This window comes from Segeticoccus sp. (genome assembly GCF_035708005.1).
This window is the reverse complement of sequence record NZ_DASSTI010000115.1, coordinates 1-23,706: the sequence shown is the minus strand read 5'-3', so window position 1 is coordinate 23,706 and position 23,706 is coordinate 1. Positions and strand designations below refer to the sequence as shown.

General features: G+C 72.5%; 24 protein-coding genes and 1 riboswitch. Of the genes, 16 read left to right on the top strand and 8 right to left on the bottom strand.

From position 1 onward, the window contains the following. The coding region (locus VFL99_RS11520) for an aldehyde dehydrogenase family protein (RefSeq protein ID WP_325106500.1) at positions 1 to 1,165 on the top strand (1,165 nt) is incomplete at its 5' end. Positions 1,166 to 1,226: 61 nt separating this feature from the next. Next, complete coding sequence (locus tag VFL99_RS11515) at positions 1,227 to 2,075, top strand: SDR family NAD(P)-dependent oxidoreductase (RefSeq protein ID WP_325106499.1); 849 nt, start codon at positions 1,227 to 1,229, stop codon at positions 2,073 to 2,075. Between the two features lie 32 nt (positions 2,076 to 2,107). Here the strand turns inward: VFL99_RS11515 and VFL99_RS11510 are convergent, their stop codons facing one another. Continuing rightward, positions 2,108 to 2,383: a YciI family protein gene (locus tag VFL99_RS11510; RefSeq protein WP_325106498.1), complete on the bottom strand. Its 276-nt coding sequence runs from the start codon at positions 2,381 to 2,383 to the stop codon at positions 2,108 to 2,110. Positions 2,384 to 2,458: 75 nt separating this feature from the next. Here VFL99_RS11510 and VFL99_RS11505 point away from each other — a divergent pair, with 75 nt between their 5' ends. The 5 genes from VFL99_RS11505 (at position 2,459) to VFL99_RS11485 (ending at position 7,295) form a co-directional block, all read left to right on the top strand. Beyond that, entirely contained in the window at positions 2,459 to 2,560 is a 102-nt protein-coding gene (locus VFL99_RS11505) for a putative leader peptide (RefSeq protein WP_325106497.1), read from the top strand. Between the two features lie 124 nt (positions 2,561 to 2,684). Continuing rightward, the gene (locus VFL99_RS11500; protein WP_325106496.1) at positions 2,685 to 4,403 is read left to right on the top strand and encodes a nitrite/sulfite reductase; all 1,719 of its coding nucleotides are present in this window, start codon (positions 2,685 to 2,687) and stop codon (positions 4,401 to 4,403) included. After that, a complete protein-coding gene (locus tag VFL99_RS11495) occupies positions 4,400 to 5,131 on the top strand; it encodes a phosphoadenylyl-sulfate reductase (protein ID WP_325106495.1) in 732 nt (243 codons plus the stop codon). The genes VFL99_RS11500 and VFL99_RS11495 overlap by 4 nt, the downstream gene beginning before the upstream one ends. Beyond that, positions 5,128 to 6,471: a uroporphyrinogen-III C-methyltransferase gene (cobA, locus tag VFL99_RS11490; protein ID WP_325106494.1), complete on the top strand. Its 1,344-nt coding sequence runs from the start codon at positions 5,128 to 5,130 to the stop codon at positions 6,469 to 6,471. The genes VFL99_RS11495 and cobA overlap by 4 nt, the downstream gene beginning before the upstream one ends. After that, complete coding sequence (locus VFL99_RS11485; RefSeq protein WP_325106493.1) at positions 6,468 to 7,295, top strand: sirohydrochlorin chelatase; 828 nt, start codon at positions 6,468 to 6,470, stop codon at positions 7,293 to 7,295. The genes cobA and VFL99_RS11485 overlap by 4 nt, the downstream gene beginning before the upstream one ends. On the opposite strand, the gene VFL99_RS11480 is transcribed toward VFL99_RS11485, so the two are convergent. Beyond that, positions 7,184 to 7,627 (bottom strand): DUF2568 domain-containing protein, encoded by a 444-nt coding sequence (locus tag VFL99_RS11480; RefSeq protein ID WP_325106492.1) that lies wholly within the window; start codon positions 7,625 to 7,627, stop codon positions 7,184 to 7,186. The two genes, VFL99_RS11485 and VFL99_RS11480, sit on opposite strands and share 112 nt — an antisense overlap. 104 nt (positions 7,628 to 7,731) lie before the next feature. On the opposite strand from VFL99_RS11480, the gene VFL99_RS11475 reads away from it, so the two are divergent. From VFL99_RS11475 to VFL99_RS11455, 5 genes are all read left to right on the top strand, one after another. Next, the gene (locus VFL99_RS11475) at positions 7,732 to 8,001 is read left to right on the top strand and encodes a hypothetical protein (RefSeq protein ID WP_325106491.1); all 270 of its coding nucleotides are present in this window, start codon (positions 7,732 to 7,734) and stop codon (positions 7,999 to 8,001) included. Then, positions 7,998 to 8,429: an HIT family protein gene (locus VFL99_RS11470; RefSeq protein ID WP_325106490.1), complete on the top strand. Its 432-nt coding sequence runs from the start codon at positions 7,998 to 8,000 to the stop codon at positions 8,427 to 8,429. Before VFL99_RS11475 ends, VFL99_RS11470 begins: the two co-directional genes overlap by 4 nt. Positions 8,430 to 8,474: 45 nt before the next feature. Next, entirely contained in the window at positions 8,475 to 9,587 is a 1,113-nt protein-coding gene (locus VFL99_RS11465; RefSeq protein WP_325106489.1) for a tellurite resistance/C4-dicarboxylate transporter family protein, read from the top strand. A gap of 185 nt (positions 9,588 to 9,772) precedes the next feature. Then, positions 9,773 to 10,225, top strand: coding sequence for a hypothetical protein (locus tag VFL99_RS11460; RefSeq protein ID WP_325106488.1), 453 nt, complete (start codon positions 9,773 to 9,775; stop codon positions 10,223 to 10,225). A 398-nt stretch (positions 10,226 to 10,623) separates the two neighbouring features. Beyond that, a complete protein-coding gene (locus tag VFL99_RS11455) occupies positions 10,624 to 11,814 on the top strand; it encodes a DUF445 domain-containing protein (protein WP_325106487.1) in 1,191 nt (396 codons plus the stop codon). Positions 11,815 to 11,823: 9 nt separating this feature from the next. Here the strand turns inward: VFL99_RS11455 and VFL99_RS11450 are convergent, their stop codons facing one another. Next, positions 11,824 to 12,690 (bottom strand): helix-turn-helix transcriptional regulator, encoded by an 867-nt coding sequence (locus VFL99_RS11450; protein ID WP_325106486.1) that lies wholly within the window; start codon positions 12,688 to 12,690, stop codon positions 11,824 to 11,826. Between the two features lie 93 nt (positions 12,691 to 12,783). Here VFL99_RS11450 and VFL99_RS11445 point away from each other — a divergent pair, with 93 nt between their 5' ends. Together VFL99_RS11445 and VFL99_RS11440 are read left to right on the top strand one after the other, a co-directional pair. After that, the gene (locus tag VFL99_RS11445) at positions 12,784 to 13,608 is read left to right on the top strand and encodes a DUF2249 domain-containing protein (protein ID WP_325106485.1); all 825 of its coding nucleotides are present in this window, start codon (positions 12,784 to 12,786) and stop codon (positions 13,606 to 13,608) included. 86 nt (positions 13,609 to 13,694) lie between these two features. Next, positions 13,695 to 13,829: riboswitch (SAM riboswitch) on the top strand. A 125-nt stretch (positions 13,830 to 13,954) separates the two neighbouring features. Continuing rightward, complete coding sequence (locus VFL99_RS11440) at positions 13,955 to 15,274, top strand: bifunctional o-acetylhomoserine/o-acetylserine sulfhydrylase (RefSeq protein ID WP_325106484.1); 1,320 nt, start codon at positions 13,955 to 13,957, stop codon at positions 15,272 to 15,274. 119 nt (positions 15,275 to 15,393) lie between these two features. Here VFL99_RS11440 and ehuA read toward each other — a convergent pair whose 3' ends face one another. The 4 genes from ehuA to ehuB form a co-directional block, all read right to left on the bottom strand. Then, positions 15,394 to 16,149: an ectoine/hydroxyectoine ABC transporter ATP-binding protein EhuA gene (gene ehuA / locus VFL99_RS11435; RefSeq protein ID WP_414713749.1), complete on the bottom strand. Its 756-nt coding sequence runs from the start codon at positions 16,147 to 16,149 to the stop codon at positions 15,394 to 15,396. Positions 16,150 to 16,228: 79 nt separating this feature from the next. Then, positions 16,229 to 16,903, bottom strand: a complete 675-nt coding sequence (gene ehuD, locus VFL99_RS11430; protein WP_325106482.1) for an ectoine/hydroxyectoine ABC transporter permease subunit EhuD — start codon at positions 16,901 to 16,903, stop codon at positions 16,229 to 16,231. After that, positions 16,900 to 17,610: an ectoine/hydroxyectoine ABC transporter permease subunit EhuC gene (gene ehuC / locus VFL99_RS11425; RefSeq protein ID WP_325106481.1), complete on the bottom strand. Its 711-nt coding sequence runs from the start codon at positions 17,608 to 17,610 to the stop codon at positions 16,900 to 16,902. Before ehuC ends, ehuD begins: the two co-directional genes overlap by 4 nt. A gap of 33 nt (positions 17,611 to 17,643) precedes the next feature. Beyond that, complete coding sequence (gene ehuB / locus VFL99_RS11420) at positions 17,644 to 18,561, bottom strand: ectoine/hydroxyectoine ABC transporter substrate-binding protein EhuB (protein WP_325106480.1); 918 nt, start codon at positions 18,559 to 18,561, stop codon at positions 17,644 to 17,646. A gap of 179 nt (positions 18,562 to 18,740) precedes the next feature. Here ehuB and hrpA point away from each other — a divergent pair, with 179 nt between their 5' ends. Together hrpA and VFL99_RS11410 are read left to right on the top strand one after the other, a co-directional pair. Next, entirely contained in the window at positions 18,741 to 22,664 is a 3,924-nt protein-coding gene (hrpA, locus tag VFL99_RS11415; protein WP_325106479.1) for an ATP-dependent RNA helicase HrpA, read from the top strand. A 253-nt stretch (positions 22,665 to 22,917) separates the two neighbouring features. Beyond that, positions 22,918 to 23,349, top strand: a complete 432-nt coding sequence (locus VFL99_RS11410; protein WP_325106478.1) for a T3SS (YopN, CesT) and YbjN peptide-binding chaperone 1 — start codon at positions 22,918 to 22,920, stop codon at positions 23,347 to 23,349. 9 nt (positions 23,350 to 23,358) lie between these two features. On the opposite strand, the gene VFL99_RS11405 is transcribed toward VFL99_RS11410, so the two are convergent. Beyond that, on the bottom strand, positions 23,359 to 23,706 hold a 348-nt coding region (locus VFL99_RS11405; RefSeq protein WP_325106477.1), incomplete at its 5' end, for a hypothetical protein.

The following is a 23,706-nucleotide window of genomic DNA, read 5'->3' as shown; positions in this document are numbered from 1 at the left end:
GCTGGTCGACTGCAAGGTCGAGGTGGCCCGCACCCTGCTCACGCTGCAGACCGCCGCCGAGGAGGTGGCCCGGCTGCACGGGGAGACGGTGCCGCTGGACCTGCTGCCGAGCGGCGAGGGGCTGATGGGCTTCTGGACCCGCCGGCCGATCGGCGTGGTGGTCGGCATCGCCGGGTTCAACTACCCGATCCTGTTGGCGGCGCACAAGATCGCACCGGCCCTGGCCGCCGGCTGCCCCATCGTCGCCAAGCCGGCCCCGCAGACGCCGCTCGCCACCCTGTGGCTGGTGCACCTCGTGCGCGAGGCGCTCGTCGCGGCCGGGGGACCGGCAACTGCGGTGCAGCTCGTCACTGGCGGCGTCGACGTCGGGGTCCGGCTCACCACGGACCGCCGCATCGGCGCCGTGTCGTTCACCGGCTCCGCCGCGGTCGGCCACCAGATCGCCCGGGACGCTGCGCCGACCAAGGTGCTGCTGGAGCTCGGGTCCAACGCGGCGCTGGTGGTGGCCGAGGACGCCGACCTCGACGCTGCTGCGGACGCCGTCGTCCGGGGCGGCTACTACGCCTCGGGCCAGGCCTGCATCAGCGTGCAGCGGGTGGTCGCCGTCCAGTCGGTGCGGGAGCCGTTCCTGGACAAGCTGGCCGCACGCATGGACCAGGTCGTCACCGGTGACCCACGCGACGAGCGCACCCGCGTCTCGGCGCTCATCGACGACCGGTCGACCGAGCGGGTGCGCGACTGGGTCGGTGCGGCCGTGGGAGCCGGTGCGCGCTGCGTGCGCGGTGGCACGGTCGTCGACCGGGTCATCGAGCCCACGGTGCTGACCGACGTCCCCGACGGGCAAAGCGCTTGGGACGAGGAGGTGTTCGGACCGGTCGTGGCGGTGCGGTCGGTTGCCGACCTGGACGAGGCGATCGACGCCGTGAACGCCTCGCGCTACGGACTGCACGTCAGCGTCTTCACCTCCTCGCTGGCAACCGCGTTCGACGCGATCAACCGGATCGAGGCCGGCGGCGTCGTGGTCAACGAGGTGCCCGGATTCCGTTCCGACGTCATGCCGTACGGCGGCGTGAAGGACTCCGGCGCCGGCCGGGAGGGACCCCGCTTCGCGATCGAGGAGCTGACCGTCACCCGCATGGCGGTCATCAGGTCGAGCACGCACTGACCACCGCCCAGCCCGCGACGACACCCCGACGACACCCGACGACACGCACGAGGACGAGCCGATGACCGAGCAGACCGCCACCGCCACCACGACGCCCGCCGACGTCGCACCCCCCGAGGTCACCGAGCCGCTGGAGCGCCCGGACTACTCGAAGCTGTTCCGACTCGATGGCCGCCGGGCCGTCGTCGTGGGCGCCGGCAGCGGGATCGGCCGGGAGAGCGCCCTCGCCCTGGCCGCGCACGGCGCCGAGGTGGTGTGCGCCGACCGCGACCTCGAGGCCGCCAACGCGACGGCTGGGATGGCAGCCAGCCTCACGGCATACGAGCTCGACGTCCTGGACAGCGGAGCCGTCGCGCGGGCCGCCGAGGAGCTGGGCGATGTCGACGTGCTGGTGTTCACGGCCGCCACCAACGTGCGCAAGCGAGTGCTGGACTACACGCCCGAGGAGTTCGAGCGGGTGGTCTCGCTCAACCTGCGCGCGTCGTTCACCCTGGTGCGGGCGTTCGGCGCCGGCATGGCCGAGCGGGGCCGCGGCAGCATCATCGGCTTCAGCTCGATCCGCGCGGTCGCCGTCGAGCCCGGGCAGGGGGTGTATGCCGCCACGAAGGCTGGTCTCGTGCAGCTCCTGCGTGCCACGGCCGCCGAGCTGGGGCCGCGCGGGGTGCGCGTGAACGCGATCGCCCCCGGCATCGTCGACACGCCGCTGACCGCGCAGATCCGCGCGGTGCCGGAGTGGGCGGAGGCCTACGCGACCAAGTCCGCCCTCGGGCGCTGGTCCCGCGCCGACGAGCTGGTGGGGGCGGTGGTCTACCTCGCCTCGGACGCCTCCTCGTTCGTCACCGGCAGCCAGCTGTTCGTCGACGGCGGGTGGACCGCGATCGACGGGCGCTACGAGCCGCCGGGCAGCTGACCCCTTCGACGTTCGGGGCGGTGGCCGGTGCCTCAGTCCTGGGCCGGGATGACGACTCGCCACTCCCGCAGCACGTGACCGGTGGTGGCGCCGGCCGCCGTGTAGGGGTCGTCGTCCACGAACTGCTGGGCCGCCGCCTCGTCCGCTGCGCGGAAGACGACCACCGCGCCGGAGTCGTCCGCGATAGGCCCGGCCAGCAGGACGCTGCCCTCCGCGTGGAGCCGCCGCATGTAGGCGAGGTGCTCCTCGCGTGCCGCCATGCGGGCGTTCTGGTCGACGTAGCGGTACTCCAGCAGGAAGTGCGTCATGGCCCGCATCATCGCAGGTGTCCGGTATCCGGACCGATGGTTCACGTGACGCTATCGATCCCATAATGTCGCGGTATGCCTGAGTTGCGCAGCGCCGCTCTCGTGACCCGCCGTCACGTGGACCTCCTGCGCGTCAGCAGCAACCTGATGTGTCCCGTCGCCAGCCAGCACGGCTGATCTGCGCCTGACCGGACCCCGGGTCGAGACCTCCTGCGACCCGTTCGACCGCGGGCGTGCCGCCCGGGACCACCTCGCCGTGGGGACAGGGGCGTGCGCGCCCTCCCGACCCAGCGAGGAACACATGACGGCACCAACCCTGACGACCGCTCGCGCGAGCGAGCCCCGCACCGGCGACCAGCGCTCCCGGCGCACCCACGGCCAGTGGGCGATCGACGGCCCCGAACCGCTCAACGCCACCGAGGTGATGAAGGCCGCCGACAACGGCCTCAACGTCCGGGAACGCATCGAGACGACCTACGCCCGTGACGGGTTCGACTCGATCGACCCCGAGGACCTGCACGGCCGGTTCCGCTGGTGGGGGCTCTACACCCAGCGCAAGCCGGGCATCGACGGCGGACGCACCGCCCAGCTCGAACCGCACGAGCTCGAGGACCGCTACTTCATGATGCGGGTGCGCGTCGACGGCGGCGCGCTCACCACCGAGCAGCTGCGCACCGTCGGCACGATTTCCACCGAGTTCGCCCGGGACACAGCCGACCTCACCGACCGGCAGAACATCCAGCTGCACTGGGTGCGCATCGAGGACGTCCCCCAGATCTGGCGGCGGCTGGAGGCGGTCGGTCTGCGCACGACCGAGGCCTGCGGTGACGTGCCCCGCGTGGTGCTGGGCAGCCCCGTCGCCGGGATCGCCGCCGACGAGATCGTCGACCCCAGCCCGGTCATCGAGGAGATCAGCCGTCGGTTCATCGGCAACCCGGAGCTGTCGAACCTGCCGCGCAAGTACAAGACCGCACTCACCGGGCACCCGAGCCAGGACGTCGTGCACGAGATCAACGACATCGCGTTCGTCGGCGTGGTCCACCCCGAGCTCGGACCCGGCTTCGACCTGTGGGTCGGCGGTGGCCTGTCCACCGCGCCGCGACTCGCCCAGCGGCTCGGTGTGTTCGTCGCCCCCGAGGTGGCCGCCGACGTGTGGGCAGCCGTGACGCGACTGTTCCGCGACTACGGCTACCGGCGGCTGCGCAACAAGGCGCGGATGAAGTTCCTGCTCGCCGACTGGGGCACTGAGCGCTTCCGGGAGGTCCTCGAGACCGAGTATGTCGGCCACCGCCTTCCCGACGGACCCGCACCCGAGCGCCCCACCCGTTCTGGCGACCACGTCGGCGTGCACGAGCAGAGGGACGGCCTGCGCTACGTCGGGGCCACCCCGACCGTCGGCAGGCTGAGCGGCACCCGCCTGACCGCGCTGGCAGACCTCGCCGAATCTGTCGGGTCGCAACGGATCCGGCTCACTCCACACCAGAAGGTGCTCGTGCTCGACGTCCCACCGGGCGAGGTCGACCGGCTGGTCAGCGGACTGGACCGGCTCGGCTTGTCGGTGGCGCCCAGCCCTTTCCGGCGGCACACCATCGCCTGCACGGGGCTGGAGTTCTGCAAGCTGGCGATCGTCGACACCAAGGACACGGCGACCGCCGCCATCGCGGAGCTGGAGCGACGTCTCGCCGGGGTCGAGCTGGACACGCCGATCACCTTGCACCTCAACGGCTGCCCCAACTCCTGCGCCCGCATCCAGACCGCCGACATCGGTCTCAAGGGCCAGCTGCTGCCGGACGGGCAGGGGGGGCAGGTCCCTGGGTTCCAGGTGCACCTCGGCGGAGGTCTCGCCTCGGTGGACCGCGACGTGGCCGGGCTCGGGCGCACCATCCGCGGCCTGAAGGTGACCGCCGAGGACCTGCCGGACTACGTCGAGCGGCTCGTGCGGAGCTACCTCGACCAGCGCGAGCCCGGCGAGACGTTCGCCCGGTGGGCCCACCGGGTCGACGAGGCGGTGCTGCGGTGACTGCCCCCGCCGCCCTGCGCGGCCGGCGCTCCGATCAGCGCAGCCGGCGCGAGCTCGAGGTCCTCGCAGCGGAGGCCGCTCGGCGCCTGGCGGATGCGGACGCCGTCGAGGTGGTCGCCTGGGCCGCCGAGGCCTTCGGCGACCGCCTCGTGGTGGCGAGCAGCATGGAGCACGGCGTCCTGGCCCACCTGGTGGCGCAGGAGCTTCCCGGCGTCGACGTGCTCTTCCTCGACACCGGCTACCACTTCGCCGAGACGATCGGCACCCGCGACGCCCTCGAGGCCACGCTGCCGGTCACCGTCCTCGACGTCCGGCCGCGGCTCACGGTCGCCGAGCAGGACCGGCGGCACGGAACGGCGCTGCACACCACGGATCCCGACGCCTGCTGCCGGCTGCGCAAGGTGGAACCGCTCGCCGAGCAGCTGGACGGCTACGAGGCCTGGGTGACCGGACTGCGGCGGGAGGAGTCGCCACTGCGCGCGGACACCCCCGTGGTGCAGTGGGACGAGCGACACGGCCTGGTCAAGGTGAACCCGCTCGCGGACTGGACCCTCGATGACCTCATCAGCTATGCCGCCGTGCACGACGTGGTCGTCAATCCGCTGCTGGCCGAGGGCTATCCGTCCATCGGCTGCGCACCGTGCACGCGTCGGGTGGTAGCCGGTGAGGACCCGAGGTCCGGCCGCTGGGCCGGGATCGCCAAGACCGAGTGCGGGATCCACCGATGAGGGACGACCTGCAGCGCGCCGCGGCCGGGCCGGACCACGCCGGCGCCACCGGCGGTGACCGCCGCAGTCTCTACCCACTGGGCCTCGACCTCACCGGACGGACCGTCGTCGTGGTCGGCGGCGGACCGGTCGCCGCCCGGCGCACCCGCGGGCTGCTGGACGCCGGCGCCGTCGTCCGGCTGGTCGCCCCGACCCTGTGCGAGGACCTGGTCGACCTCGTGGCGGAGCACGGCCTCGGCGGCACGCTCACCCCGCCGCGGCTCGAGTGGCGCTCCCGAGAGTATGCCGGCCCGCCGGACCTCACGGACGCCTGGCTGGTGCACACCGCCACGGGCGACCGGCCGACCGACGAGCAGGTCGGCCGGCACTGCGCCGACCGCCGGATCTGGTGCATCGACGCCGGATCCGGGACCCGGTCCACCGCACGGGTGCCGGCCAGCGTGCGGCTCGACACCCCGGACGGACCGGTCGGTGTGGCGGTGACCGCCGGTGGGGATCCCCGCCGGGCGGTCGCGGTCCGGGAGCAGTTGAGCCGGCACCTGCTCGCCGGCGAGGTCGACCTGCGCCGCAGGCGTCCACGCCGCGGCACGGGCTGGGTGGCACTGGTCGGTGGCGGCCCCGGCGACGAGGGCCTGCTCACCACCCGGGCGCGGGTCCTGCTCGCCGCCGCGGATGTCGTCGTGGTGGACCGCCTGGCGCCGCGCAGCGTGCTGGCCACGCTCCCCGAGGACGTGCTCGTCATCGACGTCGGCAAGACACCCGGTCACCACCCGGTGGGACAGGACGCCATCAACGACCTGCTCGTCGAGCACGCCCACGCGGGCCGGGGCGTGGTGCGGCTCAAGGGCGGCGACCCCTACGTGCTCGGCCGCGGAGGCGAGGAGGCGCGGGCGTGCGAGGCGGCCGGCATACCGGTGGAGGTGGTGCCCGGGGTGACGAGCGCACTGGCCGTGCCCGCGGCCGTGGGCATCCCGGTCACTCACCGCGGCCTGGCCCGCGGCTTCAGCGTGGTCACCGGGCACGACGAGCTGCCGGACCTGCCCATCGGCAACGACCACACCGTGGTCATCCTCATGGGCGTGGTCGGGCTGCGCCGCTCGGTGGCCACCCTCCTGGCCGCCGGCCGGGCCGGCGACTGCCCGGCGGCGGTCGTCGAGGACGGCTTCGGTCCGGGGGAGCGGATCACCGTGGCACCGCTGCACCGTCTTGCCGACGCCGCCGAGGCGGCCGGGGTGCGCTCGCCGGCGGTCGTCGTCATCGGCGACGTGGTGACGCTCACACCGGCGTGGCCGGGGGAACCGGCCGCGGCGGGAGCTCACGCCGTCCGCGAGGTGTCGTGAACCTCGTGCCGGCGCAGACCCGTTCGCCCTCCTTGGTGCTCGCCGCCCACGGCACCCACCGCCCCGAGGGGCCGCGCACGCTGGCGGCGCTCGCGGACCTGGCCCGGCACCGGCTGCCGGGCACGTCCGTGGCAGTCGGCTTCGTCGACGTCATCGGCCCGACCGTGGCGGACGTCGTCGCCGTACGGCTGGCCGAGCACGCCTGCGCGGTCGTGGTGCCCGTCTTCCTCGGCACCGGCCACCACGTCGAGGTCGACCTCCCGAAGGTGGCTGCGGGGCGCGAGGACCGGGTCCTGGTCACTCCGGCGCTGGGGCCGGTGCCCGAGGTGGTGCGCGCCGTCGCCGACCGGCTACGCCAGGCCTCCACGGCCGGGTCGGCCGCGAACGGGCAGCGCAGGCTGCCCGACGCCGTGGTCCTCGCGGCCGCGGGGTCGACTCGCGAGCGCTCTCGGCGTGAGTCGGCCGCCGCCGCACGGTCGCTCGCGAGCTTGCTGGGCCGGCCGGTGACCGTCGGGTTCGCGTCGGGCGCCGGACCGTCGGTGGTGGAGGCGGTGTGGCGGGCGCGTGCCGTCGAGGGTGCCGCGACGGTGGGGGTGGCGTCCTACCTGTTGGCGCCCGGGGTCTTCCAGGAGCGGCTCGGCGCCTCGGGCGCCGACGTGGTGGCCCAGCCGATCGGCGCGCATCCTGCGGTGGCCGACCTCGTGGTGCGGCGCTACCTCGAGGCTGTCGAGGCCCTCGAGGCCGTGGTCCCGGCCTCCCGCCGCCCGGTCAAGCCGAAGGCGACCACGCCCAGGACCACCAGGGCGACGGCCCACGCCGGGTGACCCGCCCACCAGGTGAGGGCGCCGACCACGACGAAGACGAGGCACTGCACGGCATACCGCACCGGTTGCCGCAGCCGGCGGCGCGCCCGAGGCGCCAGCAGGGTCGTCCACCACGCCACCAGCGCGAGGGGCAGCAGCACGGCCAGCAGCGGTCGCGTCGCGGCGGAGGACCCGAGCGACCAGCCGGCGACCGCGAGGAGGGCCACCGCCGCCAGCTCGCAGAGAAACGCCAGCGCCTCCGGCACACCGACCACCGTCCCGCCCTGCTGACCGGCCGACCCACCGGCCGGAGTGCGGCCGCGTGGCGACGAGGGACCCCCGAGATGGTGCACGACGGCGAGGCTACCTGCCGGCAGGGTGCGCCGCGGGGAACTCGCTCGTGGGCTACCGTCGAGGCCGCCGGAGGGACCTCGGCCCCCGGAGGGAAGGAGCATCCGTGAGCGCCAGCGACTGGGTCACGCTCGTCGTCGCCGTGGTGGTCGTCGTCGGGCTCGGCTTCGTGGTGCGCGCGGTCAACGTGCGGATGTTCGACCGGATGGCCCGCCGCGAGGCCGAGAAGCGCGAGCGGCGCCGGAAGGCCTTCGACCGGATGCGCCAGCCCCGTTCGGGAGAGCCGACCGGAGACCCCGAACAGCACCCGGATCAGCGTGGGGACGGCACTGCCGACGGCCCCGCCGAGCCACCCGAGCCGGAGCAGCAGCCGTGAGCCCCGCCCGACCGACCGGGGGCTGCACGTTCTGCGCGATCCTGCGGGGCGACATACCGGCGGACGTCGTCCTCGAGACCGACGACATGGTGGCGTTCCTCGACCGGCGGCCGGTGTTCAAGGGACACATGCTGCTCGTCCCCCGGGAACACGTCGTGACGCTGCCCGACCTGCCGCACGAGCTGCTCGCGCCGTTCCTGGCCACCGCGCAACGGCTGGCCCGGGCCGTCGTGGAGGGGCTGGGCGCGCAGGGGTCGTTCATGGCCGTCAACAACGTGGTGAGCCAGTCCGTGCCCCACCTGCACCTGCACGTCGTGCCGCGCACCAAGGGCGACGGCCTGCGCGGGTTCTTCTGGCCGCGCACGACGTATGCCGACCCCGAGGAGTCCGCGCGCTACGCCGGTCGGCTGCGCGCGGCCCTGGCCTGATCGCGCGGACCCGCGGGCGGCCCCGCCGAGCGGTACGCTCCCCGCGTGGAGGGCCGCACCGACCCGGCAGCGGCGGCCGGCTCGGGATCGGCCGCCGGGCCGGCCAGTGCCTCGGCCCGGGTCAGCGCCGCCGTCCGCAGCCTCGCCCCCGGGTACTTCGCCCTCGTCATGGCCAGCGGGATCATCTCGATCGGTTTGGAGACCACCGGTTTCGGCATCGCCTCGGCGGTCTTCCTGGCCGTCTGCGCGATCGCCTTCGTCGTGCTCTGCGTGCTGACGGTGGTGCGCGTGGCCCGCTACCGGCAGGCGGTCGTCGCCGAGTTCACCGACCCGCGCAAGGATTTCGGCTTCTTCACCTTCGTGGCGGGTGCCAACGTCCTCGGTAGCCGGCTGGCGATGAACGGCCTGTTCACGTGGACCGCGGTCCTGTTCGTCATGGGCAGCCTCGGCTGGCTGGTGCTGGGTTACGTCGTGCCGTGGACCGTCGCGATCGGCCGGCAGCAGCGTCCGCTCATCGCCACGGCGAACGGCACGTGGTTCGACTGGGTCGTCTCCAGCCAGTCCGTCGCCATCGCCGCCACGGCGCTGGCGCCGGCGGCGGGCAGTGCGCGCACCGGCGTGGCGCTGCTCGCGGTGGTGGCGTGGTCGGTGGGCATCTTCCTGTATGCCGCAGCCGGCGTCTTCGTGGCCCTGCGCCTCATGCTCTATCCCGTCGGTCCCCGCGACCTGCCGGCGTCCTACTGGGTTGCCATGGGCTCGTGCGCCATCACCGTCGTGGCCGGGGCCGAGATCGTGCAGATGCCCGCCGCTCCCGTGCTGGAGACCGAGCGGAGCCTGATCGCCGGGCTGTCGCTGCTGTTCTGGGCCTTCGCCACCTACCTGATTCCCGCGCTGGTGGCGGCCGGCTGGTGGCGGCACGTGGTGCGCAAGGTGCCCCTGACCTACGACGCCGGCCTGTGGAGCATGGTCTTCCCCGTCGGCATGTACGGCGTCTCGTGCCTGTCCATCGGCACCGCGGACCGGTTGCCGATCGTGCACCAGATCGGCACCGGTGAGCTGTGGTTCGCGGTGCTGGTCTGGGCGCTGGTGTTCGCCGCCATGGCGGTGCACTTCGTCCGTACCGTGGTCGTCGGGCCGCGCCGCCTGCGGGCCGGCTGACCCCCGGCCGGTGACCCGCCGGCTGCCCCCTCCGCTGGAACGCCCCAACCCCGGCGACCGACGACCCCGTGTGTGGCGTTTCGCCCCGGTCGGGCCCCGCGAATCGCCACACACGGGGTCGTCAGTGGGAAGAGGTCCTGTGGACAACGGCGGAGACGCCGCGAACCGGCACCATCATCGGGGGCATGAACCCGCCCGAGCTGCCGGACAACTGGCCGTTCCGTCCCCTGTCCGACCCGTGCGTCGCGGCTGCCGTGCTGGACCTGGTCGTCCGGCCGGAGGACCGACGCGCGGGGGCGGTGTCCGTCGTCCTGTGTGACCCGGACGACCGCCTGGTGCAGCCGACGTTGGTCAACCACCGCGCCACGTCGCTCGCGACCGACCCCGAACGCCACGCCCTGCTCGAGCCGGTCGTGGCGCTGCTCGAGCACCGGCAGGGCTCCACCCGGTTCGGCCAGCGCCCGGGTGGTCTCCTCATGGGGGTGACCCGGGCCGACGGCCTGAGCATCAGCGACGACGACCTGCAGTGGCAGCGCGCGTTGCACGCCGTCGCCGAGGGCCGGGTGCGGGTGCTGGGCGTGCACCTGCTCACCCAGCACGGCTCGCGGCCGTTGCCGCCAGTGGCCCGCGCCGCGTGACTCGCGCCGCGTGGCCCGCGCCGCGTGGCCCGCGCCGCGTGACCCGCGCCGCGTGACCCGCGACGGAGCTGGGAGGAGGCACTCGGCATACCTCCGGGTGGCGCGAGCGCCATCTCAACCGGCAGTACTGGCCCCCAGGACACCGGGTCGTGCTGGGCGGCCCGGTTCGTCGGGTGGTACTGCCAGTGGGAAGTGCGAGGGCGCGGGGGAGGATGGGCGCCGTGCCAGCCACCGACCGCTCCGCGCCGAGCGACCACGTCAGCGGACCGTCGGGCCGTCCCGGGCCAGCCCGTCCTGGGCCGGGCCGTCCCAGGACGCGCCGTCCGCGAGGCCCCTCCCGCGGGCCGGCCACGCCCTCCGGCGCCGGCGATGCCGCGCGCCGCCGCGGCCTGCGCACCATGCGCTCGGTCGCCCTCGGGCTGCTCGTGCTCGCCGCGGTCGTGTTCGGGTTGACGCTGCACCGCGCAGGGTGGCTCGGCTACGTCCACGCGGCCGCGGAGGCGGCGATGGTCGGCGCGCTCGCGGACTGGTTCGCCGTGACGGCGCTGTTCCGGCACCCCCTGGGGCTGCCCATCCCGCACACGGCGATCATCCCGGAGCGCAAGCAGGCGCTGGGCCGCAGCCTCGAGGAGTTCGTCACCACCAACTTCCTCACCGAGGAGAACGCCCGCGAACGGCTCGCGGCCGCCGGGGTGAGCCGGCGCCTCGGGGAGTGGCTGGCGCAGCCCCGCAACGCCCGGCGGATCGTCGAGGGAGCCGCCGAGCCGCTCGGCCGGGCCCTGCGCGGCGTCGACGAGGCGGACGTCCGCGCCTTCACCGAGGGGCTGCTGCTGCCGCGGCTCAGCCGCGAGCCGGTCAGCCCGATCGCCGGCCGGCTGCTCGGGGCGGTGGTCGCCGACGGTGCACACCACGGCCTCGTGGACCTCGCCCTCCGCGAGCTCGACCGCTGGCTGCGGGCCAACGACCGCACCGTCGCCCGGGTGGTCCGGGCACGGGCGCCGTGGTGGACACCCCGGTGGCTCGACGACAAGGTCGTCGAGCGGGTGCAGGCCGAGCTCGTCGGCTGGGTGGCCGACGTGAGCGCCGACCCCGAGCACCCGGCCCGCGAGGCCGTGGACCGGCTCCTGGCCGAGGTGGCCCAGGACCTGCAGCACGACACGGGCACCATGGCGCGCGTCGAGGCGCTCAAGGAGCGGCTGCTGGCCCACCCGCAGACGGGACGAACCGCCGTCGCGGTGTGGGACGCCCTCCGGGTCGTCCTGCTGGAGGCGCTCGCCGACCCGCAGTCGACGCTGCGCACCCGGGCCCTCGACGAGTTGGTGCGCTTCGGTACCCGCCTCGCCACCGACATCGCGCTGCAGCGCACGTGGGACGGGCGGGCGGCGGACGCGGTCGGCCACCTGGTGCGCACCTACGGCCGGGAGCTGGCCAGCGTCATCTCCGTCACCGTGGACCGGTGGGACGGCGCGGAGGCGGCCCGGCGCATCGAGCTGCACGTGGGGCGGGACCTGCAGTTCATCCGCATCAACGGCACGGTGGTCGGCGCCCTCGTGGGGCTCGTGCTGCACGTGGTGACCCAGCTGGCGTGACCGCTCCGGTCAGTCGGCCGCCTGGGCGTGTCCTGCGCAGCCACACGTGCCGGTGGCCGCCCCGGCCACCCGCTCGAGGGTGAGCCGGCAGGCCCCGGGCTCGGCGAACGGCTGAAGGTCGACGTCCGTGTCCTGCTCACCGGTGGCCTGCAACGCGCCCTCGACCAGGCCGGTGTGCACCCCGCACACGATCTCGGGGTGCTGGTAGGCCGCCTCGAGCAGCGGGCACCGGCGCAGGTGCACGACCGACCGTTCGGCCGTCGTCTCGTCCGCTGCCGGCTCCGGGTCCACCTCGGGGGCGAACCCGAGGTCGGCCAGCAGCTGCACCACCGGCTGGTGTGGTCCGGTGCGGGGCCGCGGCCCGCTGGGAGCGCTGGGACGGGCGGCCAGCCGAGCTCCCCAGCGCCGACCGGCGGCTCGCGCCCTCCCGGCGGGCTCCGCGTCCTCGGCCAACTGCTCGGCGAGGACGACCGCGAGGTCGGCGTACTGCCGGGCGCCGGGGGAGAGGGTCACCTCCTCGGTGGAGGCGTAGAGCCAGGCCGGCCGGCCGCGTCCGGACGCCGCTGCCCGGGTGCGCTCGGCCAGGCCGCAGGCGACGAGGCCGTCGAGGTGCTCGCGGACGGTGTTCGGGTGCTGGTGGCTCAGCGCTGCCAGGGCCGCGACCGTGCAGGGCTCCGGCTGGTCGCGCAGCAGCTCGAGCACGCGCGTGCGCGAGGGGGACAGGATGGGCGCGGTCCGCCGCCAGTCGGTCCCGCGCGGTCCCAACCCCGACCGACGAGGTCCGTATGCCGTGCGCCCACCGGCGCGGGACGGCGACCCCCCGGGCAGCCGGGGGGCCGGGCTGCGGGTGGGGCGAGGGCTCAGATTATTTTCCACGGGACAGATAGTAATAAAGTTGGCGGCAGGCCGCGAGCCCGCGGTCCACCCCGGCGGAGCCGTCCGCCACGACCAAGCAGGGAGCCACCTGAGATGAACAGCGTCGTCGTCGCCACCAGTGCGGCGGACTCGGCCGCCGTGGAGGCGGTCAAGCAGCACCACGCCGAGCTCGCGGCCTCGCTCGCCACCCACGCGCAGGCCCTCGTCGCCGCCGCCGTGGAGGACCGCGCCGGGTCCTCGGCCGCCGCGGTCGCCCGGCAGTCCCTCGTCACCTTCTGCGAGGCGGAGCTCGTGCCGCACGCGCTCGCCGAGGAGAAGGCGATGTACCCCCTGGCCCACCGGGACGACCGGGCGAGGCTGCTCATCGAGGCCATGCTGGCCGAGCACCGGGTCATCACCGACCTGGTCCGGGCCGTCCGCGACGCCCCGACGCCGGTGCACGCGGCGGGCTTTGCCACCGCCCTGCGCGTGCTCTTCGACAGCCACCTCGGCAAGGAGAACGACCAGGTCCTCCCGCTCCTCGCCGCTGACCCCGCCGTCTCGCTGCAGGATGTGCTCGGCGGCATGCACGAGCTGCTCGGGGCCGCGGCCCACCAGCACGAGCACACCCACGCCCACGAGGGGACCGACGCGGCCGCCCACGGCGAGTCCCACAGCTGTGGCTGTGGCGAAGGTGGCTGCGGAGGCGGCGCCGCCTACCCCGAGCTGGACGCCCGCGTCGTGCCCCACGCCATCCGACACGCGACCGTCTTCGGCGCCCTCGACGCCGTCCCGGACGGCGCTGGCCTGGTGCTCGTCGCCCCGCACGACCCGATTCCGCTGCTGCAGCAGGTCGAGCAGCGCTTCGCCGGCCGGTTCAGCACCGAGTACCTCGAGCGCGGCCCGGAGGCGTGGCGGATCCTGTTCACCGCCGGCTGATCCCACCCCGCGTCCCCCGTGGGACCGGTCCGGATCGCGAGATGCCGGTCCCGCGGGGTGGTCGTGGTGGGCTATCGTTCGGGACAGGTCATGAGCGTCAGCGCCAAGCCCCGGCTCGCTGACCGGCAACCCTCCAACCGCGGTGGGGTGCCCCGGGTGATGACCAGGTCGGATCTCCGCCGTCCGCACAGCGGCGCGACGGAGCCCGGCAAGCGCGGGCTCGCAGTTCCTGCACCCGCACCGCTCGCGCGGTGCCCATCGCCACCGCACGAGCACCCGCGCGCCTGTCACCGCGAAGGCGCGCGTCCCGGCATACCGCACCAGGCAGGAAAGGCACGAACCAACGATGGCTGACAACTCCCCCCAGTGGTCCTTCGAGACCCGGCAGGTCCACGCAGGTCAGACGGTCGGCGAGACCCACGCGCGGGCCCTGCCGATCTACCAGACCACCTCGTTCGTCTTCGAGGACACCGATGACGCAGCCGACCTCTTCGGGCTGAAGAAGCTCGGCAACATCTACACCCGGATCATGAACCCGACGGCCGACGTGGTCGAGCAGCGGATCGCCAGCCTCGAGGGCGGGGTCGGCGCGCTGCTGCTGTCTTCCGGCCAGGCCGCCTCCACCTTCGCGATCCTCAACATCGCCGAGGCCGGTGACCACGTCGTCGCCAGCCCGAACCTCTACGGCGGCACGTACAACCTGCTGAAGTACACCCTCGCCAAGCTGGGCGTGGAGACGACCTTCGTCGAGGACACCACCGACCCCGAGTCGTGGCGCGCGGCCGTGCGGCCGAACACGAAGGTGATCTTCGGCGAGACGATTGCCAACCCCAAGGGTGAGGTGCTCGACCTCGAGCGCATCGCGGAGGTGGCGCATGACGTCGGCGTTCCGTTCATCGTCGACAACACGATCGCGACGCCCTACCTGCTGCGGCCGCTGGAGTGGGGCGCGGACATCGTCGTCCACTCGGTGACCAAGTACCTGAGCGGCCACGGCACGGTGATCGCGGGCGCGCTGGTCGACGGCGGCACTTTCGACTTCGCCGCGCATCCGGAGCGGTTCCCGAACTACAACCAGCCGGACGAGAGCTACCACGGCTTGGTCTACGCGCGGGACTTCGGCGTCGGCAGCCAGTTCGGTGCCAACCTGGCGTTCATCCTCAAGGCGCGGGTGCAGCTGCTCCGTGACCTGGGCTCGGCCCCGGCACCGTTCAACGCCTTCCTCGTGGCGCAGGGCATCGAGACGCTCAGCCTGCGGATGGAGCGGCACGTCGAGAACGCCCAGAAGGTCGCGGCGTTCCTCGCCCAGCACCCACAGGTGCAGTCGGTGCGCTACGCCTCGCTCCCCGACAGTGAGTACTACGAGCTGGCCCAGAAGTACACGCCTCGCGGCGCCGGTGCGGTGCTCGCCTTCGAGATCAAGGGCGGCCTCGAGGCGGGCCGCAAGTTCGTCGAGGGGCTGACCCTGCACAGCCACGTGGCCAACATGGGCGACGTGCGCTCGCTGGTGATCCACCCGGCGTCCACCACGCACTCCCAGGGCAGTGACGAGGCCCGCCTCGCCGCGGGCGTCACCCCCGGCCTGGTGCGCCTGTGCGTCGGGATCGAGCACATCGACGACATCATCGCCGACCTCGAGCAGGGGTTCGCCGCCGCCAAGGGCTGACCCCGGCACCACTCCGCACGAGCACACGACCGGGCGGCACACCGACGCTGGTGTGCCGCCCGGTCGCCTTTCCCGCCGCGGTATGCCGTGCGCTCACCCCTGCGGCGCCTGCACCCCGGTCAGTGGTCGAGGACCGCCCGGAGGAACTTCTGGGTCCGCTCCTCCTTCGGGGACGTGAAGATCTGATCGGGCGGGCCCTTCTCGACCACGACGCCCTGGTCGAACATGACCACCCGGTCGGAGATCTCGGCGGCGAAGCGCATCTCGTGGGTCACCATCAGCATGGTCATGTCGCTACTGGTCGCCAGCTCCCGGATCACCTCGAGGACCTCGCCGATGAGTTCGGGGTCCAGGGCCGAGGTCGGCTCGTCGAACAGCATGACCTTCGGCCGCATCGCCATGGCGCGGGCGATGGCGACCCGCTGCTGCTGGCCGCCGGAGAGCTGAATCGGCTTGTGCTGCAGGTGCTTCGACAGGCCCACCAGGCCGAGCAACTCCTCGGCACGCCCCTCGGCCTCGCTCCTCGACAGCTTCAGCACCTTCAGCGGCGCCTCGACGACGTTCTCCAGGGCCGTCATGTGCGGGAACAGGTTGAAGGACTGGAAGACCATGCCGACGTTGCGGCGCGTGGCGCGCATCTGCTTGGTCTCCTTGGATCGGTGCCCGCGGCGGACGTCCCACAAGGTGCCGCCGTCCACCGTCACGACTCCTTCGTCCGGCGTCTCGAGGGTCATGAGGATGCGCAGGATGGTCGTCTTGCCGGAGCCGGACGGCCCGATGATGCAGACCTTCTCGCCCGGGCTGACCTCGAAGTTCAGAGAGCGCAGGACGTGGTTGTCGCCCCAGGACTTGCTCACGTCCTGGAAGGTGATCATGGCGTTGCGCGACGTGGCCCCGGTGGCGCCCGCGCGGGTCGCCACCGGGGACTGCGTCCGGGGGCCGTTCTGCAGGTTCTCAGCGGGAGATGACAAGGCGACGCTCCAGGAGTCGGATGAGCAGTGAGGCGGCCATGCTGACCGTGAGGTACATCAGGCCGGCGATGGTGACGGGTTCGAGGTAGCGGTAGGTGCCCGATCCGATGGCCATGACGCGCCCCATCAGCTCGTAGATGGTGATGGCGAACAGGACTGCGGAGTCCTTGAACATCTGGACCAGGTAGTTGCCCAGCATCGGCACGACGGAGCGGATGGCCTGGGGGAGGACGACCCGAACCCAGGTCCGTGCCTTGGGCAGCGACAGCGCCGTGGCTGCTTCCCACTGCCCGGCGGGGACGTCGTTCACCCCGGCGCGGTACACCTCGGCCGTGTAGGCGCTGTAGTTGATCCCGATGACGGCGATTCCGGTCACCAGCGGGCTGAACTTGATGCCCAGTCCCGGTAGCGCGAAGAACGCCAGGTAGGCCTGGACGAGCAGGGGAGTGCCGCGGATGAACTGCACGTAGAAGCCGAACAGGGCGGACGCCACGGGGATGCGGGAGAAGCGCACGATGGCGACGAGCAGCCCGACGACGAGCGCGATGGCCGTGCCGATCACGGTGATCTGGATGGTGAGCCAGAGACCCTGGAAGAGCTGCGGCAGGATCGACAGGGCGAACTGGTTGTCCCAGCTGATGATCGAGTCGGTCGTCACGGCGTGACCCCCTCAGTGGCGGGCCGCATCCCGGCCCCTCGGAAGATCGACCGCGAGGGACGGTCGATGGCGAAGCGCCGTTCCAGCCAGCGGCTCAGGAGCGCGAGGAGCTGGGAGAGGATGAAGTACAGCACGAGGAGCGTGAGGTACACGGTCAGAGTCTCCCCGAAGGCGTTGCGAATGAACTCTCCACGGAAGGTCAGTTCCGAGACCCCGATGAACGACACCAGGGAGCTGTTCTTCAGCGTGTCGACCATGACGTTGCCGAAGGGCGGCAGCATCGCCGGAACCGACTGCGGGATGAGCACCCGCCGCATCCGCAGCGACTTGCCCATGCTCAGGGCGATGCACGCTTCGTTCTGGCCGGCAGTGCGACTCACGATGGCGCCGCGCACGATCTCGGCCGCATAGGCTCCTTCGTTCAGCCCGATGGCCAGGACGCCGGCGAAGAGCGGCGAGAGCTGCACCCCGAAGGCCGGCAGGGCGAAGTAGAAGAAGAACAGCTGGACGACCAGGGACGTGCCCCGGAAGACCTCGATGAAGAAGACCGAGATCCCGCGGACGACCGCGTGCTCGGAGAGCCGCCCCAGCCCGGCCACGAAGGCGGTGAACAGGGCCAGGGCGATCCCGAGGACCGTGACGAGGACCGTGAGCTGCAGTCCGTGCCACAGCACCGGGACGGCGTAGGCCAGGAAGTCAGAGGACATCGATGTTCACTCCGATCGGCTGCGGCCGGCCCGTCAGCCCTTGTTCTGGCACAGCTCCTTGGCGGTGACGCCCTTGACCGCCGAGGGATCGAAGCCCCACTTGTCCAAGATCTTCTTGAACTCGTCGGTCTGCTTGAACTTGGCGAGCTCGGCGTTGTAGACGTCGAGGAAGGACTGGTCACTCTGGCGGAACGCGGCACCGGAACCGGTCTTCGGGGCGTCCTCCACGGGCGGGGTGACCTCGAAGCCCTTCTCCTGCTCATGCAGCGCCCGCAAGGACAGGGTCGGCAGGAAGAAGGCGTCCGCCCGTCCCTGGATCACGGCTTCGACGCCGCTGCGGTTGTCGTTGATGCGGATCAGCTGCTTGTCCGGCACCTTCGCGGTCTGCAGGATGCCCTCCTCGAAGCCGCCGGGCAGCACGACGATCTTCAGGTCGGGATGGTCCAGCACGTCCTGGACGGTGGTGATGTGCCGGGGGTTGCCGGGCTTCACGCCGAAGGACTCGGTCGAGACGATCACCGGCTCGGAGTAGAGCACCTCGGCGCACCGGGACTGCTTCATGAACAACCCGGCAGTGATGGCGTCCCAGCGGTCGGCCTTGAGGCCCGGGATCATCCCGTTGTACGGCGTGATGACGCCCTGGATGTCGGGGATCCCGAGGCGCTTGACGACCGCCCGGAAGACGTCTGGCTCGCAGCCGGTGACCTTGCCGTCAGCCGTGACCTTGGTGTACGGAGGCTCGTTCGCGATGCCCACCCGGAGGTACCCCTGCTTCTTGCCCTTGGCGAGCAGGTCGGTGGCGCCTCCCGTCGCGCCGGCGGTTCCTCCCGCGTTGGCAGCTGGAGGCTTCTCGGCCGAGCTGCAGCTCGAGAGCCACGCGGCTGTCGGTGCGACGACGGCGGCTGCTCCGAGCCCCCTCAGCAGGGTCCTGCGGCTGATCTCGTGGGTCATCTGTTCGCTCCGATCTTCGGTGACACCCGGGCAGGCGAGCGCGACGGCACGTCCTTGGTGGAGATGCTGGCCGAACGTAGTGACCCCCTCGTAAGATTGTCAACAATCTTCATCGGTTTGTGACCCAGCCGGGAAATGGAGCGTGAGGGCGGCCCGTCTGGGCACCTATCCTGAGCGGTATGCCCGAGCCCTCCCCGTCCTCGACGCCTGCCCGCGGCGGCGGGGGCCAGCGCCGGGGACACGGTGGCGGCGCGCGCGTGGCCGGGGACCGCCGCGCCCGCCGACCCCGGGAGAGCGCGGAGGCCCGAGCCGCCCGTATGGCGCGGCGCCGCGCCTCGGTGCCACCGGTCACCTACCCCGAGCACCTCCCGGTCGTCGAGCGCCGGGACGACATCGCGGCGGCGATTCGCGACCACCAGGTCGTCGTCATCGCCGGCGAGACCGGCTCGGGCAAGACGACGCAGATCCCGAAGATCTGCCTCGAGCTCGGCCGGGGGATCGGCGGCATGATCGGGCACACGCAACCGCGCCGGATCGCGGCCCGGTCGGTCGCCGAGCGGCTCTGCGAGGAGCTCGACGTCGAGCTGGGCGGGGCGGTCGGCTACCAGGTCCGGTTCACCGACCAAGCCTCCCGGGACACCCTCGTCAAGGTGATGACCGACGGCATCCTGCTGTCGGAGATGCAGCGCGACCGCGACCTGCGCCGCTACGACACCCTGATCATCGACGAGGCGCACGAGCGCAGCCTCAACATCGACTTCATCCTCGGCTACCTCAAGCAGCTGCTGCCGCGCCGTCCCGACCTCAAGGTGATCATCACCAGTGCGACCATCGACCCCGAACGGTTCGCGAACCACTTTGCGGCAGAAGCGAAGCCGGCGCCGATCATCGAGGTGGCCGGTCGCACCTACCCGGTCGAGATCCGCTACCGCCCGCTGACCCGGGAGCAGGGCGATGAGTCCCCCGCAAACGGGAGGTCCCCCCAGGTCGAGGTGGACCAGGTCACCGGGATCGTCGAGGCGGTCGAGGAGCTGTGGACCGAGAACCGCGGCGACGGCGGGGGCCAGGACATACTCGTCTTCGTGTCCGGCGAGCGTGAGATCCGTGACGCCGCCGAGGCGCTCACCGGGCTGCAGCTGCCCGGCACCGAGGTGCTGCCGCTCTTCGGCCGGCTCTCCGCGGCCGAGCAGCACCGCGTCTTCGCTCGGCACTCCGGCCGGAGGATCGTGTTGGCCACCAACGTCGCCGAGACCTCGCTCACCGTGCCGGGGATCCGCTACGTCGTCGACACCGGCACCGCTCGCATCTCCCGCTACAGCCAGCGGCTCAAGGTGCAGCGGCTGCCGATCGAGCCCATCTCGCAGGCCAGCGCGAAGCAGCGCTCCGGCCGGTGCGGCCGGGTGGCCGACGGCATCGCGATTCGGCTCTACTCCGAGGAGGACTTCGAGGGCCGACCGGAGTTCACCGACCCGGAGATCCTGCGCACCAACCTGGCCTCCGTGATCCTGCAGATGATCTCGTTGGGGCTGGGGGAGATCCGGCAGTTCCCGTTCGTCGAGCCACCGGACTCCCGGCAGGTCGCCGACGGCGTCCGGTTGCTGGAGGAGCTGCAGTGCCTCGACGCCAAGGCGACGGACCCGCGCAGGAGGCTCACGGCATACGGGAAGAGCGTCGCGCGGTTGCCGGTGGACCCGCGACTGGCTCGGATGCTGATCGAGGCCGAACGCCACGGTGCGCTGCGGGAGGTGCTGGTCGTCGTCGCGGCGCTGTCCATCCAGGACGTGCGCGAACGGCCGAGCGACAAACAGGCGCAGGCTGACCAGCAACATGCCCGGTTCAAGGACGAGGACAGCGACTTCATCGCCCTGCTCAACCTGTGGCGCTACCTGAAGCAACAGCAGAAGGCCTTGTCCCGCAGCGCGTTCCGGAGGATGTGCCAACGAGAGTTCCTGCACTACCTGCGGATCCGGGAGTGGCAGGACCTGCACACCCAGCTCAAGCAGGCCTGCAAGCAGCTGGGGCTGCAGCGTTCGGACAACGAGGCGTCTGCGGAGGCGATCCACCAGTCACTGCTCGCCGGGCTGCTGTCGCACGTGGGGCTGCGTGACGCCGAGCGGCGCGACTACCTCGGCGCGCGCGGGGCGCACTTCCGGATCTCCCCGGGTTCCGCGCTCTTCCGCAAGCAACCGGAGTGGGTCATGGCCGCCGAGCTGGTCGAGACCAGCCGGCTGTGGGCGCGGATGAACGCCCGCACCGACCCGGCGTGGGTGGAGCGGGCCGCGCAGCACCTGGTCAAGCACAGCTACAGCGAGCCGCACTGGGAGAAGAAGCGCGGCAGTGCCGTGGCCCTCGAGAAGGTCACCCTGTATGGCGTGCCGCTCGTGGCCGGCCGGAAGGTCGCCTACGGCCGGGTCAACCCCGGGGAGGCGCGCGACCTGTTCATCCGCAGCGCCCTCGTCGAGGGTGACTGGGACACCCACCACCGGTTCTTCCACGACAACCGGAAGCTGCTGGAGCGGCTCAGCGACCTCGAGGCGCGGGCCCGGCGGCGCGACATCATCGTCGACGAGGAGACCCTGGTCGACTTCTACGACGAGCGGATCCCGGCCGAGGTCGTGTCGGCGCGGCACTTCGACGCGTGGTGGAAGAAGGCCAGGCAGCAGACCCCGGACCTGCTGACCTTCACCGAGGACGCGCTGGTGCGTGATGAGGCAGCGGGGGCCGTCCACGCAGCGACCGCGGACTACCCGCAGCGCTGGGAGCAGGACGGTCTGGAGCTGCCGCTGACCTACCAGTTCGAGCCCGGGGCCGAGGCCGACGGCGTGACCGTGCACGTGCCGGTCGAGGTCCTGAACCAGGTGCGTGAGGAGGGCTTCGACTGGCTCGTGCCGGGGATGCGGGAGGAACTCGCCACCGCGCTCGTCCGGTCGTTGCCCAAGGCGGTGCGCAAGCAACTGGTGCCGGCCCCTGACCGGGCCCGCGCCGCGCTCACGGTGACTGACCCCGGCCGTGGTGCGCTGACCGACGAGCTCGCCGAGGCCCTGCACCAACAGACCGGCGTGCCGGTGGAACCCACCGACTTCGACTGGTCCAAGGTGCCCGACCACCTGCGGATGACCTTCCGCGTCGAGGACCGCCGGCGCCGGCCCGTCGGGGAGGGCAAGGACCTCACGGTGCTCAAGGAGCGACTGGCACCGCAGGTGCGCCGGACGATGGCGCGGGCCGCCACCTCGGTCGAGCGAACCGGCCTGCGCACGTGGGAGATCGGGGAACTGCCGGGCACCTTCGACCAGCGGGTCGGGAAGCGGACGGTGCACGGCTACCCGGCGCTGGTCGACCACGGCGACAGCGTCGCGGTCGAGGTGCTGGCCAGCCGGGAGGAGCGCGACGCCGCCACGCGCGTCGGCATCCGCCGGCTGCTGCTGCTCGGCACCACGGTGCCGTGGAAGCGGATCCTCGGCCTGCTCAGCAACAGCCAGAAGCTCGCCCTGGGGAACAACCCGCACGGCAGTGTGCCCGCACTGCTGGAGGACTGCCTCGCCGCCGCGGTCGACTCCCTCGTCGCTGAGCGGCCGGGTGCCACCGTGCGCACCGCGGAGGACTTCGACCGGGCGCTCGCGACGGTGCGCCGCGAGGTCGTGCCCCGGGTCATCGCCCTCGTCGAGGCCGTGGCTCCGGCCCTCGACCGTGCGCGCGAGGTGGACCTGGCGCTCACGGCGATGGGCAGCCCGGCGCTCACGGAGCTGCGGGACGACCTGCGGCGGCAGCTGACCGGGCTGGTGCACGACGGCTTCGTCACCGAGATCGGCTGGCCCCGCGTCAAGGAGCTCGACCGCTACCTGCGGGCGATGCAGGAGCGGATCGCCAAGGGACCCCAGGACCTGCCGCGGGACCGGGACCGCGCGGCCACCGTGCAGCGGGTCGAGGAGGAGCGCCGGCTGCTGCTCGCCGACCTCACTCCACAGCAGCGGGCATCAGCCCAGGCGCGGGAGCTGCGCTGGATGGTCGAGGAGCTGCGGGTGAGCCTGTTCGCGCAACGGCTCGGGACGGCATACCCGGTCTCGGAGAAGCGGATCTACAAGGCGATGGACGCGATCGGCTGAGTCGGCGTGCCCGGTCTGCTCGTCCGTTCGGTGCGCGGCCCTGTCGTCCGTTCGGTTGCCTCGGTGCGGGTTCGCCGGAACGGCCACCACGTGCCCGGTGCGCGTCCCACAATGTGGCCATCGGAGTCGTTGGGGAGGGGCCGGGACGAGGGTCGGCGACACGCCGAGGCCCGCACGGGCCAGCGGGGTGCACGGTCTTGTCGGACCCGGCTGAGACACTCAATGACCTGCCGAGGTGAAAGGGGTGGTCGCGATGGGCGACGCGAGCTGGCTGCGGTCGCAGGTCGAGCACGCCCTCGCCGAGGCCTGGGGGGCCGAGCACGTGCGCCCCGACTGCGACGGGGACTACGGCTTCCGCAGTGACACGGCAATGGGGTGGGTGCGCCTGGGGGAGGAGCCGCAGGCCGGGGTGACCGTGGTCGCCGTGGCGGCCCACGACGTCCGCCCGCTCAAGGCGGTGCTGCGCGAGGTCAACGAGCTCAACATGGCCGCGGGTTCGGCGAAGGTCGTGCTCGACGGCGGCTGGGTCACCGTCGAGTCGGTGCTCGAGCCCGACCGGGTCGACGCGGAGTCGCTCGACCGGGCCTGCCGACACGTGATGGCGATCGCCTCCCGCGTCGGCCCGCTGTTCGCGGCCGTGCACGGGGGACGGACGCCGTTCGAGGGCGAGCAGCGCGCCGGGTAGCAGGTCCGGTCAGTCGCTGGTGCCGCGGTCGTCCTCGCGCTCCAGCTCCTCGACCAGCTCCTGGTCGGCGTGGCCGTCCGCGGTGTAGTCGTGCACCTCGCTCTGCCGCCGTCCCTGCTCGGCCTCCTGCGCCTCGACGCTGGTGCCCTCAGGATCCGGGTCGGTCGCCGCGGGCACGTCGTCCGGGGCGAAGTCGGCGACGCCGGCGTCGACACGCTCGTGCTCCGTGGCCAGGTTCAGCTCCTCGTCGTCCGGGTGTTCGGGCATGCCCCGGCTCGGGTCGCGGCGGCTGTGCCGGGGCAGGGCGTCGTCGTCGACCTCCAGGACGTCGTCGACGGTCGGGTGTGGCTCCGGCGC

Excerpts from the sequence above, each read along its gene's own strand:
- VFL99_RS11410 (WP_325106478.1), top strand. The coding sequence starts at position 22,918 with ATGGGCGACGCGAGCTGGCTGCGGTCGCAGGTCGAGCACGCCCTCGCC.
- VFL99_RS11510 (WP_325106498.1), bottom strand. The coding sequence starts at position 2,383 with ATGACGCACTTCCTGCTGGAGTACCGCTACGTCGACCAGAACGCCCGC.
- ehuB (WP_325106480.1), bottom strand. The coding sequence starts at position 18,561 with ATGACCCACGAGATCAGCCGCAGGACCCTGCTGAGGGGGCTCGGAGCA.
- ehuA (WP_414713749.1), bottom strand. The coding sequence starts at position 16,149 with ATGATCACCTTCCAGGACGTGAGCAAGTCCTGGGGCGACAACCACGTC.
- VFL99_RS11440 (WP_325106484.1), top strand. The coding sequence starts at position 13,955 with ATGGCTGACAACTCCCCCCAGTGGTCCTTCGAGACCCGGCAGGTCCAC.
- cobA (WP_325106494.1), top strand. The coding sequence starts at position 5,128 with ATGAGGGACGACCTGCAGCGCGCCGCGGCCGGGCCGGACCACGCCGGC.
- VFL99_RS11505 (WP_325106497.1), top strand. The coding sequence starts at position 2,459 with ATGCCTGAGTTGCGCAGCGCCGCTCTCGTGACCCGCCGTCACGTGGAC.
- hrpA (WP_325106479.1), top strand. The coding sequence starts at position 18,741 with ATGCCCGAGCCCTCCCCGTCCTCGACGCCTGCCCGCGGCGGCGGGGGC.
- VFL99_RS11500 (WP_325106496.1), top strand. The coding sequence starts at position 2,685 with ATGACGGCACCAACCCTGACGACCGCTCGCGCGAGCGAGCCCCGCACC.
- VFL99_RS11460 (WP_325106488.1), top strand. The coding sequence starts at position 9,773 with ATGAACCCGCCCGAGCTGCCGGACAACTGGCCGTTCCGTCCCCTGTCC.
- VFL99_RS11445 (WP_325106485.1), top strand. The coding sequence starts at position 12,784 with ATGAACAGCGTCGTCGTCGCCACCAGTGCGGCGGACTCGGCCGCCGTG.
- VFL99_RS11515 (WP_325106499.1), top strand. The coding sequence starts at position 1,227 with ATGACCGAGCAGACCGCCACCGCCACCACGACGCCCGCCGACGTCGCA.
- VFL99_RS11455 (WP_325106487.1), top strand. The coding sequence starts at position 10,624 with ATGCGCTCGGTCGCCCTCGGGCTGCTCGTGCTCGCCGCGGTCGTGTTC.
- ehuC (WP_325106481.1), bottom strand. The coding sequence starts at position 17,610 with ATGTCCTCTGACTTCCTGGCCTACGCCGTCCCGGTGCTGTGGCACGGA.